Origin of the sequence: Caballeronia sordidicola (genome assembly GCF_002220365.1) — a bacterium.
GTDB lineage: Bacteria > Pseudomonadota > Gammaproteobacteria > Burkholderiales > Burkholderiaceae > Caballeronia > Caballeronia sordidicola_C.
Window position 1 is genome coordinate 1 of sequence record NZ_MTHB01000302.1, and the last position, 17,262, is coordinate 17,262.

Annotated in this window: 13 protein-coding genes and 1 pseudogene; 8 read left to right on the forward strand and 6 right to left on the reverse strand. The window is 57.5% G+C overall.

All coding sequences use genetic code 11. The annotated features are described in order from the left end of the window. Positions 1 to 50 precede the first annotated feature (50 nt). From argE to fghA, 8 genes and pseudogenes are all read left to right on the forward strand, one after another. A pseudogene (gene argE / locus BSU04_RS43930) lies at positions 51 to 1,127 on the forward strand (acetylornithine deacetylase); the annotation flags it as partial. 388 nt (positions 1,128 to 1,515) lie between these two features. Further along, positions 1,516 to 2,664, forward strand: a complete 1,149-nt coding sequence (locus BSU04_RS43935; RefSeq protein ID WP_089166428.1) for an aromatic ring-hydroxylating oxygenase subunit alpha — start codon at positions 1,516 to 1,518, stop codon at positions 2,662 to 2,664. Between the two features lie 81 nt (positions 2,665 to 2,745). Then, positions 2,746 to 3,630 (forward strand): PDR/VanB family oxidoreductase, encoded by an 885-nt coding sequence (locus tag BSU04_RS43940; RefSeq protein WP_256983943.1) that lies wholly within the window; start codon positions 2,746 to 2,748, stop codon positions 3,628 to 3,630. A 176-nt stretch (positions 3,631 to 3,806) separates the two neighbouring features. Next, complete coding sequence (locus tag BSU04_RS43945; RefSeq protein ID WP_089166430.1) at positions 3,807 to 4,181, forward strand: hypothetical protein; 375 nt, start codon at positions 3,807 to 3,809, stop codon at positions 4,179 to 4,181. Between the two features lie 12 nt (positions 4,182 to 4,193). Further along, the gene (frmR, locus tag BSU04_RS43950; RefSeq protein WP_089166431.1) at positions 4,194 to 4,466 is read left to right on the forward strand and encodes a formaldehyde-responsive transcriptional repressor FrmR; all 273 of its coding nucleotides are present in this window, start codon (positions 4,194 to 4,196) and stop codon (positions 4,464 to 4,466) included. 55 nt (positions 4,467 to 4,521) lie between these two features. Then, complete coding sequence (locus tag BSU04_RS43955) at positions 4,522 to 5,631, forward strand: S-(hydroxymethyl)glutathione dehydrogenase/class III alcohol dehydrogenase (RefSeq protein WP_089166432.1); 1,110 nt, start codon at positions 4,522 to 4,524, stop codon at positions 5,629 to 5,631. Positions 5,632 to 5,653: 22 nt separating this feature from the next. Continuing rightward, positions 5,654 to 6,229 carry an S-(hydroxymethyl)glutathione synthase gene (gene gfa / locus BSU04_RS43960; RefSeq protein WP_089166433.1) on the forward strand — a complete coding sequence of 192 codons (576 nt, stop codon included), beginning with the start codon at positions 5,654 to 5,656 and terminating at the stop codon, positions 6,227 to 6,229. Between the two features lie 6 nt (positions 6,230 to 6,235). Continuing rightward, on the forward strand, positions 6,236 to 7,066 hold the full coding sequence (gene fghA / locus BSU04_RS43965; RefSeq protein ID WP_089166434.1) for an S-formylglutathione hydrolase: 831 nt from the start codon (positions 6,236 to 6,238) through the stop codon (positions 7,064 to 7,066). Positions 7,067 to 8,026: 960 nt separating this feature from the next. Here the strand turns inward: fghA and BSU04_RS43970 are convergent. From BSU04_RS43970 to BSU04_RS44000, 6 genes are read right to left on the reverse strand one after another with little or no spacing between them, the layout of a single operon-like run. Beyond that, positions 8,027 to 11,188, reverse strand: coding sequence for a conjugal transfer protein TraG (locus BSU04_RS43970; protein WP_144021548.1), 3,162 nt, complete (start codon positions 11,186 to 11,188; stop codon positions 8,027 to 8,029). A gap of 19 nt (positions 11,189 to 11,207) precedes the next feature. Then, positions 11,208 to 12,689, reverse strand: coding sequence for a conjugal transfer protein TraH (locus BSU04_RS43980; RefSeq protein ID WP_089166437.1), 1,482 nt, complete (start codon positions 12,687 to 12,689; stop codon positions 11,208 to 11,210). A 9-nt stretch (positions 12,690 to 12,698) separates the two neighbouring features. Further along, positions 12,699 to 13,679, reverse strand: a complete 981-nt coding sequence (gene traF, locus BSU04_RS43985) for a conjugal transfer protein TraF (protein ID WP_089166438.1) — start codon at positions 13,677 to 13,679, stop codon at positions 12,699 to 12,701. Between the two features lie 10 nt (positions 13,680 to 13,689). Then, positions 13,690 to 14,226 carry a signal peptidase I gene (lepB, locus tag BSU04_RS43990; protein ID WP_089166439.1) on the reverse strand — a complete coding sequence of 179 codons (537 nt, stop codon included), beginning with the start codon at positions 14,224 to 14,226 and terminating at the stop codon, positions 13,690 to 13,692. Continuing rightward, positions 14,216 to 14,635, reverse strand: coding sequence for a hypothetical protein (locus tag BSU04_RS43995; protein ID WP_089166440.1), 420 nt, complete (start codon positions 14,633 to 14,635; stop codon positions 14,216 to 14,218). The genes lepB and BSU04_RS43995 overlap by 11 nt, the downstream gene beginning before the upstream one ends. Next, a complete protein-coding gene (locus BSU04_RS44000; RefSeq protein WP_089166441.1) occupies positions 14,635 to 17,211 on the reverse strand; it encodes a TraC family protein in 2,577 nt (858 codons plus the stop codon). Before BSU04_RS44000 ends, BSU04_RS43995 begins: the two co-directional genes overlap by 1 nt. Positions 17,212 to 17,262 lie beyond the last annotated feature (51 nt).

The window sequence follows — 17,262 nt, forward strand, 5'->3', positions numbered from 1 at the left end:
CGCATTGCCTGTCAGACCCCATATTTTGAAATTCGTTTACTCGTCACACTTACCTCGTGCAATTCGACGTCGAAAGCGAACTGTTCTACAACGCGGAGCACACGAAGGCGAATCTGTTCGCGACCATCGGGCCGCGCGATCGTCGCGGCATCGTGCTGTCGGGTCACACGGACGTCGTGCCGGTCGATGGACAAGCGTGGACAGTCGATCCGTTCAAGCTAAGCGAAAAGGAAGAGCGGCTGTACGGACGTGGCACGGCCGATATGAAAGGCTATCTCGCGTCGGTGTTGGCCGCAGTGCCGCTGTTCGCCGAGAGCAAATTGCAGATCCCGGTGCATCTCGCGTTCTCTTACGATGAAGAAGTCGGATGCCTGGGCGTGCGGCCGATGCTCGCGGAGTTGGAAAAGCGGACGCACACGCCTTTGTTGTGTCTGATCGGCGAACCGACCGAATTGAAACCGGTGCTCGGCCATAAGGGCAAACTCGCAATGCGCTGTCAGGTGAAGGGCGCGCCTTGTCACTCCGCATATGCACCGTATGGCGTGAACGCCATTCAGTACGCGGCGCGTCTGATCAATCGCCTGGAAGAAATCGGCCAGCGCTTGGCGCAACCTGAGCATCACGACGGGCGTTTCGACCCGCCGTATTCGACCGTGCAAACGGGTGTCATCAAAGGCGGCCGCGCGCTCAACATCGTGCCGGCGGAATGCGAATTCGATTTCGAAGTGCGCGCGCTGCCGGGCTTCGACGCGAACGAGGTTGCCGACGATTTGCAGACGTACGCGCAAGCCGAATTGCTGCCGAGGATGCGCGCCGTGAATTCCGATGTAGACATCCTTCTTGAACCGCTATCTGAATATCCGGGACTCGCGACCCCACCTGAGAGCGAGACCGCTCAAATTCTGGCGATGCTGTGCGGCTCTGAGGAGTTCGGTACGGTCGCGTTCGGAACCGAAGGGGGACTGTTCAATCACGCCGGTATTCCGACCGTCGTTTGCGGCCCGGGCAGCATGGATCAAGGGCACAAACCTGACGAATACGTGACGATCAGGCAGCTTCACGGCTGCGATTCGATGATGGAGCGCATTGCGAGGTACGCCGCTGGACCAATGGCAGCAAATGGGTGACGTTATGACGGTATGCGCCAGTCCGTATCACACCGAGCGGTACTCCGTCGTCTGCGAGCACGCGATGCGCTAGGAACCCGGTCGCGCGATCGATCGGGTTTCGGCCAGTTTTCGCCCGCCCCAACAGTTCGTACTGGGGAAGAATCGCGCGGCAGCTTCACTGCATAGCCTAAATCTTGGAGATACATCGCAAAATAATGTCTACGCCAATAATTTAACACGGTAAATTTTCGGTGAGGGTAGTCCCAAGAAGGATGGCTAGTGAGACACAGCGCTTTCGCGCCCGCTGATGGGCCGTCTTGCGAATCATGCCCAAGTACGTTCGTTTGTCCACCATTAGCTCGCTTCAAGGCTAACTAAGGCCAAGATGCCACCAGGAGACTAGTTCATGTCCACATTCGCGAATGTCACAGCGACCCGTTCGCAACACGATGATGAGTTACTTAACACACTTTCGTCGTTAGTATCGACTCGGGAGCGTGCTGTCTCGTCTATGCCGGGGGCGTTTTACACCTCGGAGAGCTTCGCCAAGCTGGAGAAGGATCGGGTTTTTCGAAGTGGCTGGGCATGCGTGGGACATGTAGGCGAAATCCCCAACAATGGCGATTATTTCACCACGGAAATGATCGGTGAACCGCTTCTCGTGCAGCGTACTTCGCAGGGAGAAATTCGCGTCCTTTCGAATGTTTGCAGGCATCGCGGCAACCTTGTCGCGACCGGCCGCGGCAATGCTCGAGCGCACGTCTGCGGCTATCACGCGTGGAGCTATGACCTCGATGGAAAACTCAAGCGCGCACCGCTCATGCAGGAGGTCAAGGCGCTCGATACGGCCAATTGTGCGTTGCCCACTATTGCGACGACCGTCTGGCAAAACTTTATTTTTGTCAATCTGGATGGTACCGCTGCGCCGCTCAAGCAATCCCTTGAACCGCTTGAACCGCTCGTTCGCAATTACCATCACGAAGAACAAGAACTCTATTACACACGCGAAGAAGTGTGGCAAACCAACTGGAAATGCCTTGCCGAGAATTTCATGGAAGGCTATCACCTGAACGCGACGCATCCAACCACGCTCCGTCCGCGGTCGCCGAGTGAGCTTAGCGAGCACGTTACTGGCAACGGCTACTTCTCGGCGTATAAGTCTCATTACACGCCCGAATCACCCCAGCGCGAACCGTTTCACCGCGATCTGTCTGAAACAGAGCGCCGGCATAGCCTTATTTTCAGTGTCTTTCCGAATCTGGTCGTCACGTATATGCCTCATCAGACCGTCTATCTCCTCCTCCGGCCGGCGTCGACAGGCAGTGTGGCAATCCGCTGGGGTATCGCCGGTTACGAGAAGTCGCCGAGCGAGGAAAACCTGAAAGAATATGTTGCATTCACCGATGCGTTCAATGCCGAAGACAAGGTGAAGCTGGAGAGACTGCAGATAGGTCTGAGCTCCAGCTTTTACACACCAGGCCCCCTCGCACCGGAAGACCTTGAGGGCACCTTGCGCGATTTTTATAGCTACATCGCAAGTCGTATCTGCGCCTGAAAGTGAAAATATGTATCCCGCCACCCTTAATGTAGTAGTCGACAAGCTGACGCTCGAGCAAGTGACACGCTGAGCATTGAATTGCGTCCTGCTGATTCCGATAGCCTGCCAGCGTTCAATGCTGGCGCACACATCTGCCTGGATCTGCCTAACGGGATCGTGCGCAGTTACTCGCTTGTGAATTCATCGGATAACGTCCAACGCTATGTGCTCGGCGTGCTACACGCGCGCGAAAGCCGGGGTGGCTCCGCATTCATTCACGAGCAGTTGCGTGTCGGAGACCATCTGACCATTACGCCTCCACGCAACAACTTTCCGCTGGACGAGACCGGCGATCAGTTCGTTATCGTTGCAGGCGGCATTGGTATCACGGCGATCTACAGCATGGCGCAGCGGCTCGTGTTCCTCGGCAAGCACGTCGAGATGCTTTACTGCTGCCGTTCACGGGAACATGCCGCGTGGCTTCGCCCGATCCAGGCACTTGGCATTCCGCTCACATCGCATTTCGATGTCGAAAAGCACGGTCCGCCAGATCTGGACGCATTCATTGCTGGATGCGGCGCCGACACGCGCTACTACTGTTGTGGCCCATCACCGATGTTGAGCGCATTCGAGCAGGCATGCGCCAAACATGGCTATCGCCACGCCCATATTGAGCGATTTTCCGCCGCTCCCGTCGGCCCCGAAGCCGAGGCCGTGCCCGGTTATGACGTTCAGCTTTCGCGGAGTAGGAAAACGATCCGTGTGGAGCCTGGCACCCGTCTACTCGATGCACTCGTTGCGGCCGGTGTCGACGCTCCGTTCAACTGCCAACAGGGATTTTGCGGCACCTGCGAGATGGCCGTCCTTGACGGCGAAATCGATCATCGGGACAGTGTCCTGAGCGAGGCCGAACGAATGAGCGGCAAGTCGATGATGGTGTGTGTCTCCGGTTGCAAACGGGGTCGTCTGGTTCTCGATTGCTGAGTCGGAGGCCTGTAGAGAGCGTCAAGCGGGAAGTCTCGCTGAACAAAACATGGAATCAACACCCTCAGTGGGTGACGCCGAAGAGGCGGACACTCACGGGCCGACTGCATCAAAGTGCCTAGAGGGAAGATCGTTGAGGTCTTCACAGGCTAACCGAAGGGTCCGAAATGAAGTAAATGACGGTCGGGGTGGAGATGGCGAAGAACGTCTTCCAGTTTCACTGGGTGGATGCCCGCACGACTGAGATTGTGAACAAGCAACTGAAACACGCCGGCGTTACTGTCGGTGATCCTTCAGCCGTGCAGAAGCGGCTTGCAGCAATGTTGCAGAGCAAGCCGACCGTGGTGGGTGCCGAACGACTGGTCGCGTCCTCAGGACAACCAAGGAGGGGCGCTACTCAAGACGGGCAAGGGGTAGGCAGTGTACGGCCCTACAAGTTCACGCCTGATCTGAAAGGCAGACGCCTTCGGCATTGCGTGCGCCCGTTCAAGAAGCAACTCACGGTATACTCCGGTGGAGTATTGCAATATACTACCCGTCAGTATCAATAAATCGACGCAACGATGCCCCATTCTCCCGAAGAAAAGAAGCGAGTCCTGACGCGCGTGCGCAGGGTTCGTGGCCAACTGGACGCTCTTGAGCGCGCCCTGGAGCAAGGCGCCGACTGCGCGCCGGTCCTCCAGCAATTGGCTGCTATCCGTGGCGCGATCAACGGCGTGATGGCCGGTGTTCTGGAAAGCCATTTGCGCGAAGAATTCACACACCTTACGGGATCCGCGGCATCCGCTGGATCGATCGACGATGTCGTGACTCTCGTTCGCACCTATTTACGCTAGCTAACTGCAACATTTTTTGCCCACTGTTAGCCTAACTAAATTCAATAGGACTACTATGAAATCTCGTGCTGCAGTAGCATTTGCGCCTGGCAAGCCCCTTGAGATGGTCGAGATCGATGTCGAACCGCCCCGCAAGGGTGAGGTGCTGGTGAAGATCACCCATACCGGCGTTTGCCACACCGATGCTTTCACGCTTTCCGGTGACGACCCCGAAGGCCTCTTCCCCGTGGTGCTCGGACACGAGGGTGCCGGGATCGTTGTGGAAGTAGGTGAGGGCGTGACCAGCGTGAAGCCCGGTGACCACGTGATTCCGCTCTACACCGCGGAATGTGGCGAGTGTCTCTTCTGCAAGAGCGGCAAGACCAACCTGTGTGTATCGGTGCGCGCCACCCAAGGCAAGGGCGTCATGCCCGACGGCACGACCCGCTTCAGCTACAACGGCCAGCCAATCTATCACTACATGGGCTGCTCGACCTTCAGCGAATATACCGTCGTGGCCGAGGTGTCGCTCGCCAGGATTAACCCGCAAGCTAATCCGGAACAGGTCTGCCTGCTGGGCTGCGGCGTGACCACGGGTCTCGGCGCAGTGAAAAACACCGCCAAGGTGCAGGAGGGCGATACCGTCGCTGTATTCGGACTGGGCGGCATTGGCCTCGCCGTGATCCAAGGCGCCAAGCTCGCGAAAGCGATCCGCATCATCGCCGTCGACACCAATCCGGGCAAGTTCGATCTGGCTCGCGCCTTTGGGGCAACCGACTGTGTGAACCCCAAAGATCACGAAAAGCCCATCCAGCAGGTGATCGTCGACATGACAGGCTGGGGCGTGGACCACAGCTTCGAATGTATCGGCAACGTCAACGTGATGCGCGCGGCGCTCGAATGTGCGCACCGCGGCTGGGGGCAGTCGGTCGTGATTGGCGTGGCTGGTGCCGGTCAGGAGATCTCCACGCGTCCGTTCCAGCTCGTCACCGGCCGCCGCTGGTTGGGCACGGCCTTCGGCGGCGTGAAAGGCCGCTCGCAGTTGCCGGGGATGGTCGAGGACGCGATGGAGGGCAAGATCCAGCTGGCCCCCTTCGTCACCCACACGAAGCCGCTCTCGGGCATTAATGAAGCCTTCGATCTGATGCACGAGGGAAAGTCGATCCGCACTGTCGTTCACTACTAATACTCAAGAAAGGAGAGAGACTATGGCCTCAGCAATTCATCCGTCGGTTGACCGCGGAATCCAGAAAGGCGCCGAGAACTTCACGGGTGGCACGCTGCGCTGCCAGTGTGCGCACGATCCCGTCGAGGTGCGCATCGACTCGCAGGTCCTGTTCAACCATGCCTGCGGATGCACCAAATGCTGGAAACCCCCAGGCGCGCTGTTCTCGGTCGTGGGTGTCGTGCCACGCGACAAGCTAACGGTCACGGCACGTGAGGAAAAGCTGAAGATCGTGGACGACAAGGCCGTGATCCAGCGTCACGGCTGCACCGCCTGCGGCACGCACCTGTACGGCCGGATCGAGAACAAGGACCATGCGTTCTACGGTCTCGACTTCATTCACACGGAACTCTCTGGGGAAGCGGGCTGGGATGGCCCCGGCTTCGCGGCCTTCGTCTCCTCCATCATCGAGAGCGGCACACCGCCTTCGGCCATGGCCGATGTGCGCCAGGCATTGCGTGACAAGGGCCTAGAGCCGTACGACTGCCTCAGCCCCACACTGATGGATATTCTCGCCACGCAGGCCGCCAAGGCCAAAGGTACTTACCGGGAAGCCTAATCGCTTATGGAGCGCATTGAACGACACGCCAGCCACGGGGGAAGCCAGGAGGTCTGGAAACACGCCTCATCCACGGTTGGCGGAGACATGAAGTTCGGCATCTATCTGCCCGAGGTCGCGTTGCGCCGGAAGAAATGTCCCGTGCTGTACTGGCTCTCGGGACTGACCTGCACCGAGCAAAACTTTGTCTCCAAGGCCGGCGCACAACGTTATGCGGCGGAACACGGCATTATTGTCGTTGCGCCGGATACCAGTCCGCGCGGCAACAATGTGCCCGATTCGCCGGACTACGATCTCGGTCAGGGCGCGGGCTTCTACGTGAACGCCAAAAGGGAGCCATGGGCAAAGCACTTCCGCATGTACGACTATGTGGCCTTCGAACTGCCGGCACTCATCGAAAGCGAGTTCGCTTCCAGCGAAGCACGCTCGATCAGCGGTCACTCGATGGGCGGACACGGCGCGCTGGTCGTCGCACTGCGCAATCCGGGCCGTTACCGCAGCGTGTCCGCGTTCTCGCCGATCGTTGCGCCCAGCCAGGTACCGTGGGGACAAAAGGCGCTCGCTGCCTATCTTGGCGATGACCGCGAGGCGTGGAAGCAGTATGACGCCGTGGAACTGGTCGGCAACGCGAGCGAACGGTTGCCGCTACTCGTCGATCAAGGTGGTGACGACGAATTCCTGAACACACAACTACGGCCGCAACTGCTGAAGGAGGCAGGCGAAAAAGCAGGGTACTCAGTCCAGATCAACATGCGTGAAGGCTACGACCACAGTTACTACTTCATCGCGAGCTTTATGCGTGAACACATGGCCTTTCACGCCAAAGTGTTGACTTAACGAAAAAGCCCTCAGATAGCGGCGGCGATATGACTCGGGTCGCCGCCGCATATACAGAAATCTCGGCGAGACTATCGGTGAACGACGCCTGTCACTTGGCCTGACGCAAGAGCCTCTGGCAAAAATGGCCTGTCTCGTCGCACCATTCAGCGGTCGTACACGACGTTGAGCAATTGGATCGCGCCGTCCAACGGGGTCACGGGCTGCTCCGGATACGGTACCGTAATGAGCAAGCGGCCGTCACTCCCGCCGAAACCCGCCAGGACCAAGGATATGTAAATGACCGGCCCTGCATCAGCATCACGTCGTTTTGCATGGACCAACTGCTAACCGGGGTGTTCGCCCCCTTCGGATTCAACGCGCGCACGGATTCGAAGAATCAAATCGGTCGAGCAACAGGAGATCCGAGCAGCATACCGCATGCGTGCGATTTTGCTGTGTCACATTATTTGACATAACATAAATTACCGAACTTTAATAAGTATGCCTAAATATGTCCTTTCGAAAATCCCGACGGAATAGTTTGAAACTTGATGGTCGATGGTCGGCATCCTTCGATTTTCTGAAATGACGCGGGTCCCACAAACAAAAAAACCGGCGAATGGCCGGTTCTCTTGATCTAGTCGAGCGCTGTTCTACCAGGCATTTGGACTTAGAAGCCCCGACCACCCTTGGTGCCATAGTTATTGCGCGGACCAGGAGCGCCGGCTCCAGCGCCTTCCCAGTTAAAGCTTTTGGGCTGCGCAGACGCGTTAAGCCGCGTCGCACGACCAGGGCGCGATTTTTTCATTTCAGGCGGGAAACCCGTAAAAGCGAACACAATTCTCGCGCCTATTTTCTTGAGAGTATTGGACATTGTTTGCCTCGGAAATATAACGACCCTAACTATTAAATTATCACAGATCGACCCTGTCGGGATGCCCGTGTTCCTAATTGGCGACAAGTCGGTCCGTTAACAAATTATCGACGCACGAAACGCGATGGTTCTTTTGGCGATGGACTCGCGCCCGGTGCGCCGGTTTGCGGATCCTGCGGCGCGACGTCCGGGTTGAGGCTGGTCCGCGATGGGCTACCGGCTTTGCGGGCCATATCCGCGACGTTATCGACTACATTCGACGCCGTCCTGCGCGCCGTCCCCGGCCCTGCATCTCCAAGCCCTGCGTGTTCAGCCTGCGCGACGCTGTTATTGACCTTCGCCGCCACTGTATTGCCCACGTGGGACATGTTGCCTTCCACCATCATCTTGAATGCCGGGTCGAGGTCTGGTGTACTTTGGGACAGCAGGTTCGGATGCCCCGCTGCAGGCATCGGAGGAAGTGGCATCGTCGGCGCATGTCCAGTAGTCGGTTGATGAAGGTGCGATGGGACATGTTCGAGACCGGATTCAGCAACTGAACTCCGCCGCGTAGGTGACACCGCGGGGACCGGCAGAGCTGGTGCGTTTCGCTGAACTGCATCACGCAACCCCTTGGCGTTGACGCCAGTCTGGTCGCCCGGCTGAGCGATGTTCATGTCCTTCATGGTTGTGTCTCCCGGCATGAAGCGCATGTGCTGCATAGCTTGGCCCTCGCCCACCAGGAACGCGGTCGCAATCGCCCGGTCTGCCACCGGTGCATTGGCATCTTGCGCCATTAGAACAGCAGCTCGATGGCGGTTGACCATGCTCTGCCCTTCCGGATCGTTAAGAACTCGGCCGGTAGCACCGCTTGCCGCGTCCCGAGCGGCGATTTGCATGTACCTCTGCGCGCCGGCATGCCCCTCGAATTGATGCCCGTCCAGCGTCTGAAATGCCCGGAATTCAGGATTGGCGTCTTTCTGCCAGAGCAGCTCAGGCGCCTTGATTTGAGCCGATGCCTCTACGAAACCAGAACTCTCGTGTACCGCCTGCGCCGTCGCGTCAGTCGACGAATCGACCTGGCTGAGTGTGCGTTGAAAGGTCTGTTGCGTCTGCAACGACTGGCTTAGATCCTTTGCTGCCTGCTGGCCGGCGCTGGTGGATCTGTTCGAAGCCAACGTATCGTGAATAGCGGTTGAGAGTGCGTTGGAATCGTCATAGGCCGTGTTGCTGCCAGCATCCGTCGCCCTTTGCAGTCGGTCGCCCGACGAAGTTGACGTGCCAGCGGAAGCGCTGCCCGAGAGTGACGCGCCCGGCCCTTCGACCGTGCTCGCGCTCAGACCACCCGACAATCCGAGCGATGCAGTTGACGAATTTTCGTTCGACTTAAGGCCGGTAGTGCTCTCGCCGGTGTGGCGGTTTCGGCTTGCGTTGAGATTGTGCGCCCAGTTATAGGCGATCTGCTCACCGATCTGGTTGTCAATGCCGAACCCGCTAAAGTCATGCTTCTGCACCGCCTCATGCCAGCTGTGCAAGTTCTGTTGTCCCTGTTCAATGCTGCTGCTGCGCGTTTGCGCATTGGTTAGCGAACGGCTCGCGTCTTTGGAAAGATCGCCAAATTTATCGCTGGTCGACACGGCATCGAGTGACCCCTGCATCTGCAGATTCGCGTGGCCATTGGCCAACTGGGTCGCGTGCGCGACCGAGCTGTTTTCGAACATCGGCAGCGTTGCGGCAGGCTTGGGGGCCAGGTTCTCTGTCGTGTCGTTCGATCGCGGCGCGATCGTACTGGCGACGCTTGTCATAGCCGAGGATTCGCCGAGTCCGAAGATCAGGCTCATCAAAACGGGTAGGCTCGCCATGATGTGAGAGCCGGTGCCGATTTGCAGGCTGAGTTCCTTGTAGGCTGCAAATGTGGTCGCCTGGGAGATCCACCCGCCCTGTCTGATCGACTGCAGATAGTTGGCGATATCGATGCTGATCATGGCGTTCACCAGCTCGGCCCCGACGTTGACCACCAGCAGCGGCCACACAATGATATGAGCTGCGGTCTTGACGCTTTTCCCGGCATCGACGCCTGCAAACATCATGAACATGATGATTACCGGACCAAGGCCAATGATGAGCGCGATCAGATAATTGCCGAAGCTGCCGGCGTATCGCAGCATGGGCACTTCACTCGCGGCCTCCTGGATGTTGTTGCGTTCAACCTCCGCTGCCTGCAGTGCCGTGGCCTCGCATTGAGTCAAGTCATTGCTGGTCGCCCTAAGGCAGTTCAAATCGTTCTGCACCATCTCTGCAAACAGTAGGTTCATGAATTCGGCATTGGACTGTCCCGTGCCCCCGCTAAACACACTGCCGAGCGTGCTTGCTGTAATGACCGCGTTGTATTGCGACGCGACCGTGTTAAAGCTGTAATCCGCTCCCGGGACAGGCGCGTCCATTCCGTTCACCGCGCCCTGAATCACGCGGGGAAATTCCCCCGAGTTCAGCGCGTTAGTGATGTCGTTGGCCACCACGTTGACTGCGGCCGCACACGACAGCATGTTTACGGAATCCAGGCCGGGATCGTTGACCATTCCGTTCGTGTTGAGCGAGGCCTGGTAGAGCAGCGCCCCGAGGGCAGTCGGGTTCTGCCCATTAATCTCAATCGACGTTGCGCTGGTCGCGCCAGTGTTGCCCGCGTTCATGACCATATTCTGGATGTTCGCGAAATTGACCCCTGAGTCCGGCCCAAGGCACGAAGCCAGCACCGTCTTGACCTCGGAGTCCACCCCGCCCAGTCGCATCATGGCCGTCCGGGCAGTCAGCAGAACCTTGAGTGGATTCAGGAACCCATTGGCCGATGCCGAGATAACGGGGTACTCGCTGTTGACGGACTGGAACGCTGTCGATATGACCTGATTGAGGTTTTGCGACAGAATACTGCCGGCGACAGGGATGGCAGAAATGGCGAGCGGCACGTGGTCGACTTCTGTCAATGCGCCGTTGATTGTGGACTCGACCTGTACCGTCCCCTGCAGCATGGAATTGGTGAGCATCATGGCCAGTACGAACGGCATGATGGCGCTCATTGAACCGGACGCAAGCACGGCCCCCGCCCCACCAGACGCGTTTTTGAGCGCGGCCGTGACGGGGGTCGCCGTGAGTCGCCAAAGCGACACGAGAAAAGCGAACCCCCAAATCAAGGCGTTCTGCTGGCAGACCATGGCCACGCCATTGAGGATGGCGCTCAGCGTAGTCAGATCCGCACTGACCGAGTAGTACGTTAGTGTAGGTATTGCCACAAATGCGCCCCTGGTCAGATTACTTGATGTTGGTGGCCACGAATCTCGTGTCCTGATTGATTTCCGAGACGATCCGGAAAAGAACATCACTGTTATTACAGGCGCTCTGTTTGGCGAGATAGTCGCCTCGCAGTTGAGTAATGCGCGCCTTCTCGTCCGAGGTCAGGTCGAAGCCTGTTGTTGTCTGGATCAAGTTCGCACCCTTGTACAAAACCTCGCCTACGTGCGACGCGACGCAATCAACAATGTGTGGCGCCAGGCGCTCGGCAATAGCGACACGCGTATTCGGGTTGGAGGTTTTGGACAGCAGTTCTGCCAGAGGTACGCCCGCCTGGTTCATGAACTGGATCTGCGACGCGCTGAAGGTTGTCGAATTGCCACTGTTGACCTGTCCCACGATCGACGTTCCGGTGATCGACGTCGCCGGATCGGGCGAGCCGAACAGCATTGTGTTCACCCACCCCTGAATGCCGGGGTAGTTAAACGAGACGACCTGCATCTGCGTGCAAATCTGATTGTCGACACCACCAAAGACGCTGCCGCTCGGATTGACACAGGAATACAACGAGAGAGGCGTCGTTGGATTAAGGGACCCTGTACCGCCGCCCTTAACGATGTCGTCGAGTGTGATCAATGCCGGGCCGGAGCACGTTACCTGCCCCACGGTGTTATTGGCCGGCGTCGACGTCGTCGCTGCCGTTCCCCCTTGGTTGTAACTGTTGCACGGAACGGCATCGATGTTGTAGCCAAGCAGGGCATAAAGAATCTTGTTGTTCAGACTGTTTGGATTGGTCGGGTCGTCGGTACTTCCGTCAATGTTGCCCAGGCCCGCCAAGCCCATGATCGATGAAGCGCCTGACGACACGACGGTCTTGACGAGCGCGTTCCCGCTCTTCGGGTTATTGGCCGACGTCTGTTTCAGATACGAATTTGCCTGCGACACATAACTTGTTAGTGAACCGAACGCATCCGAGAACATGTTCGATTGCGTGCTGGCAACGTTGCCATCGCCGTTCACCGCGTTCGAGAGAGCCGCAGCGGCCGGGTCTACTAGCATGTGTGCCATCTGGCAGGAATTCTTCGCCAGATTATTCATGTTCTGCAGCAACGTTTGAAATTCGGTAATCAGTGCATCCAGCGATGGAGAAATTGCCTTGATCGCCGCCTTGAATGCGAGACCCGCGGCATCGGCCGCGACGTTACGAAAGATCTGGATCAGCTGCTGGCCGTTGATGAAACTGAATGACCCGCCGTAGAGATCGATGCCGCCGCAACCGGCGTCGATTCGCGGAGGGTCGAACGTAATCAGATTGACGCTCTGGATAGGCGTTCGCATGGAAAAGCCCCCCATAAACACACCGACGCGGTCCTTCGTACTCATGGTACTCGGGGCCGTCGAGTTGCTCATCACCATCGATCCAAGATCCGAGAAAATCCCCGCGAAGGCAAACACGGGTACGACCATGAGGAGGGCGGCCGCTAGTAGATGTTTTATACGCATGGGCGACTCCTAGTACTGCTTGAGCAAGTAAGGTTGGAGGGTCTCTCTGAACGTGCCCGGCTTGTTCGGGTCCAGCTTCAGACTCTGAAGATCAGAGCTGCTTGCGACGCCCCGATCCCAGACATTCAGATCACGCATCGTGTCGGCCGTCAGCAGACGCGTGTCGTGACCCGCGAACGCGATCTGTTTGATCAACTCGTCTTCTGCATAGAAGCCCTGCGATACGATGAGATATTGATTCGGGTCGGTCGCACCATCGTATGCCTTCGGGTGTGGCACAAAGACGATCGACGGCGTCAGCTTGAGGCCTAGTTTGGCAAACAGACCGTTGTCCTTCATGACGTTACCTTTGAATCCCTTGGGCTTTGACCCGTCCATCGAGATAACAACGTATTCGATGCTGTAGCCATTTTTTAGCATGGCCAATACCGGAAGCTCCATTGCGCAGAAGCGGCATGAAGCGTCTACGAAGATCACAAGGCCGCCAACCTGCGAAAGCTCGCGCACCGCCTGTTGCTGCGCAAGGTAGTTCGCATTGCGTACCGAAGTAGCGCCGGTCGAAGCATAGGGGACACGATTGTTCTCGTCCAAGAGCGGATCCTCATGGAGAACCTTGGTCACCGCCTCGCTAAAGCGCTGCGCCTTATCCATGGCAATTCTCTTTGCATACATGTATGCCGACACGTTAGCGTCGGTCGGACTATCAATCGCGCGTTGTTCTAGCAACGGATAGTTCTTGCGCAGCCACTCGACGTCCACCGTTTGCTTGTCGTCCTGTTTCTTGGCGGGCGTGGGCGCAGCGGGTTGCGCAGGAGTCTTATCGTCGTCGCTTGGCTTCTGGCCAGGTGCGATGTAAGGCTCGTAGTTCAGAAACGCATCGCCGTAGGCGTCACCTCGCGGGGCAGATTCCTGCCCTTGCGCAATAGCAGAGGCAGCCAGTGTGCTGGCGACGATGAAGAGGGCAAGAGCGAGATTTCTGCGGCCGGGCATGTCTTCTTGGTCAGAATAGTTTGTATGCGTAACCGGACACGCTACGGGCGTCGAGGTAACCCCAGTAGCGCGAGTCGTTGGACAACGGGTGCAGGCCAACAAGGAAAAACTCGCCGGGTGGAATAACCTCGTCCCGGTCGAATTCCTTCGCAGTCTTATGATAGAAGTGGGCCAGCGGAAGTCCCTGCATGACGGTTGTTCCGTTGATCTGCACCTTCCCGTCTCTGATCGTCACCCGGTCTCCCGGTACGCCCGCGACTTCCTTGAGGATGTACGATTCCTTAAAACCAGCGAGTGCGCCGCTCGGCTTCCAGAACAGTAGATCTCCGTCATGGACCATGTGCGGAGCCTTGTGGACCAGCAGCGCAACGTGAAGATCCGGCAGACACCGTTCGCTCTGCGGATCGAAGCCAATCGAGATCACCGGCTTGCTCCAGAAGCCGAACACGATAAGCAGCAATCCGAATAAGAAAGCAGCAAACTTGCGCCGCTCATTTTTGACCTGTTGGAGCTCCGGCACGAGCAGCAGGACGTTATCAGTCGTCATGGCTGGCCGGGCTCGGTGCGCTCGCGCTCTGAGGTGCTGCTGGGCGCTGGGCCGGGAGTTGTACTGCCGCCCGCATTTCATTGGTGATGTCGAGCGCATTGAGCGGAAGCTCCGCCACGGTCATGTCACCCTGGGCGTTCTTGCTCGAGTCGATAACCACGTAGCCGAGGTCCTGGTAATGACGAAGAACGCGGGTCACTGGCTCGGTTATCTGAGCTTTCAACTGCGCGTCCGTCGCGCCGGGATGATTCAGCGCGGCCTCCAGGATAATCGCCCCTTTTTCCGCGACGGCGATCCTGCTACCCGGTTTAACCTGCTGCTGTCCCATAAGCCAAGCAGCAATACACAGGAGGATAGCTACCGAGTACGGCAGTTGTCCGGCGGTGAGGAAGCTAAAGAGCTTTTTCATTAGAGTAGTTCCTTGAGTTCGTTAATGATTTCGTTCGGAGTTAAATTGTCGTGGTCGGTGCACATGTTGAGAAACTTCTTCATCCATTCGGTACGGCGTGACTTGGTGTCTCCCATTACCTTGTTGACGGCGTCGATCACGTCCATGCCCTCCTCCATCAGCTTGAACACGACGTCCCTATCGTCGCCTTCCGAGCTGAACAGAGTTGCGGTGAACTTGTCGACATACAGGCGAGCCACCTCGTATGTTTTTTCGCCCATGATCAGCATTTCGCTCCAGAAGCCCTTCGAGGTCTCGACACTTTTGACCAATCGACCAAAGTACGGATCGTCGCCAAATGCTGTCATCACCTTTTCGGCGACCACGGCATCGATTTCTTCGGTTTTCTGAGCCATGATCACCTTCCAGGCAGACTGCCGGAGGATGACCGCGCCCGCTGGAAAGGTCGACACCTTAAGCAGCGACTGCACAATGATCCAGACTGCAAGCTTTGCCTTCCGCCCCTTCAGGTACAGACCCTCCATGGCATCGGCTGCGGACGGAACCTTGAGAAGGTCCTGCGCTTCATCGACGTAAATGCGTTTGCGTCCGGAGACTGACTTGATTCGGGTCATCAGGACATTCAGACAGCAGAAGAGGACGCAACGCTTCAGGTGCTCGTCGTCGCCAAGACTGGCCAACTCGAAGACTGTCAGTTGCTTCTTAGGGTCGAGGGTGCTCGGCCCACGGAAATACACCCCCCGCGTGGGCGATTCAACAAACGCCTTCAACCGTGGAATGAGGTTGGCCGCCGCGAGAACAACCTGATTGGGGACTTTATTCTCAGCACCGGACTCAACGATTCTGGCAAGGCAGTCAATGACCGTCGGAATCTCGGCCTCGTTGCCTTTCTGACCCCATGCGGCTTTCACCGCTTCGTTCGCTGCGATGCGCGCGCCCGAATCCGGCTTCTCTTCGTCATACGCCATCATGACTAGCAGGGCCGTGATGGTTTCCTGCTGCGCATCAAACTCGTCGTCGCTGAGACCTGTAAAGGGAGTCAATGACGGTCGGTAGCCGGTAGAACAGCCGAACTCGTTGTACTCGCCACCAACGGCGTGGCAGAATTTCTTCGAGCTTCCCCCGTTGTCAAACAGAACAACGTTCGTTCCCTCCGCGAGATCACACAGGATCATGTACTGGAGATTGAACGACTTACCGGCACCGGATTCAGCGACGAGTGTGCCGCAGTAATTCGAGTTGCTGACAAATGGATCAAAGTAATGCGCACTGCCGCGACGAGTGATGTAGGCGGCGCCGGTGGTCGAAAAACGCTGGCTGACGTTGCCTAGAAAATCGCCATATACCGGCAAGAGGCACCCTACCTCCGACGCTGCCATGACGGCCTCACCATTAAGTTTTTTCGCGATGTTCAGCGAAAAATTCAGAGGAAGCGTCTGCGCCCAACGAACAAGTCCGTTGCCCCGCACCTGGCGGGCATCGAAGCCGAGCTTATCGAGAGTCCCCTTCACAGTGGCCGCTGCCCGGACAACCTGTTCGCGTGTGCGGCCGAACAGGAAGACATTCGTATTGACGTACACGAACTTGTTGCCATCTTCGGCAGCCTGCTTTTTCAGTTCAAGGAGATCCTTGAGCTTCGCGTTGGAGTCCTCTACACCCAGTTTGATGGGAAAATTCTGCGCAACCGAACGCGACTTAATCGCGCTCTCCATGCGCGTCCATTCCTTGCGTTGATTCGCCACACGGACTGTCGTCGACAGAATGTATGGTGTTTCTATACGCTGGCCACCGCCTTCTTTCGTCGGGCCCTTGTTGAATGGTGCACCGCTCACAAGATTCATGATCCCGTGAAACGGATTCTCCGGATACGACTTGCAGGTTATGGCCGTGCAGTGCGTGGTTTCGTTGAAAATCCCAATACGCGAGTCGCGGAAGTCGAATGTCTGGTCCGGGCCGAAGATCTGGTATTTGAGGTCCACAAGCTGGTCGAGTTCGACATCTTTCTGGCGTTCGAAAATGTCCGCGAAGAGGCGATAAACACCGATGAGCTTGTTCGCATCGAGCACTTCGGCATCGGTAAACCCGCAATCTCTCAGATTGGAAAGAAACTCGGTCTGAAGATGCTCGGCATTTTCGAGTGCTTCGTCTTCAACCCTTTTCGACGGTATGGCAAGCGAAATGACGACGGTCCGCTTGTTGAGGATCGGCATGTCTTTGAGTGAGCCCACCGACAGTGCCGAACCGACAAGCTTCGTGTGACGGGTAATCAGATCCTGAACGATATGACCGCCATGTACCTTCCCCTTGGCGAACGTTTCCGCCGCCTCATGGTCTGGATGTACAACGAGACTCACCTGAATGACCGAGTCGTCCGGCACTGCCTTGAAGATGTTCTGGACCACCGTGCTGAACTCTCCACCACCGCCGGCGAGCGGGCTCATACGATACACGGCGCCAACGTATGGCTTTTCCGCTTCAGCCTTGCTAATCACCAGGTTTGTGTCGGAGGTGTAGGTCTCCAGATTGACAAAGTCGCTGGCGGGGCAGGTTTTGAGCTTTTGGGTTGTGGCTGTCAAGGTGGATTCTCTCGGCGTCAGCGGGGCGCGGCGTGACGTCTGCAGTCACGC

Excerpts from the sequence above, each read along its gene's own strand:
- BSU04_RS43935 (WP_089166428.1), top strand. The coding sequence starts at position 1,516 with ATGTCCACATTCGCGAATGTCACAGCGACCCGTTCGCAACACGATGAT.
- BSU04_RS43945 (WP_089166430.1), top strand. The coding sequence starts at position 3,807 with ATGACGGTCGGGGTGGAGATGGCGAAGAACGTCTTCCAGTTTCACTGG.
- frmR (WP_089166431.1), top strand. The coding sequence starts at position 4,194 with ATGCCCCATTCTCCCGAAGAAAAGAAGCGAGTCCTGACGCGCGTGCGC.
- BSU04_RS43955 (WP_089166432.1), top strand. The coding sequence starts at position 4,522 with ATGAAATCTCGTGCTGCAGTAGCATTTGCGCCTGGCAAGCCCCTTGAG.
- gfa (WP_089166433.1), top strand. The coding sequence starts at position 5,654 with ATGGCCTCAGCAATTCATCCGTCGGTTGACCGCGGAATCCAGAAAGGC.
- fghA (WP_089166434.1), top strand. The coding sequence starts at position 6,236 with ATGGAGCGCATTGAACGACACGCCAGCCACGGGGGAAGCCAGGAGGTC.
- BSU04_RS43980 (WP_089166437.1), bottom strand. The coding sequence starts at position 12,689 with ATGCGTATAAAACATCTACTAGCGGCCGCCCTCCTCATGGTCGTACCC.
- traF (WP_089166438.1), bottom strand. The coding sequence starts at position 13,679 with ATGCCCGGCCGCAGAAATCTCGCTCTTGCCCTCTTCATCGTCGCCAGC.
- lepB (WP_089166439.1), bottom strand. The coding sequence starts at position 14,226 with ATGACGACTGATAACGTCCTGCTGCTCGTGCCGGAGCTCCAACAGGTC.
- BSU04_RS43995 (WP_089166440.1), bottom strand. The coding sequence starts at position 14,635 with ATGAAAAAGCTCTTTAGCTTCCTCACCGCCGGACAACTGCCGTACTCG.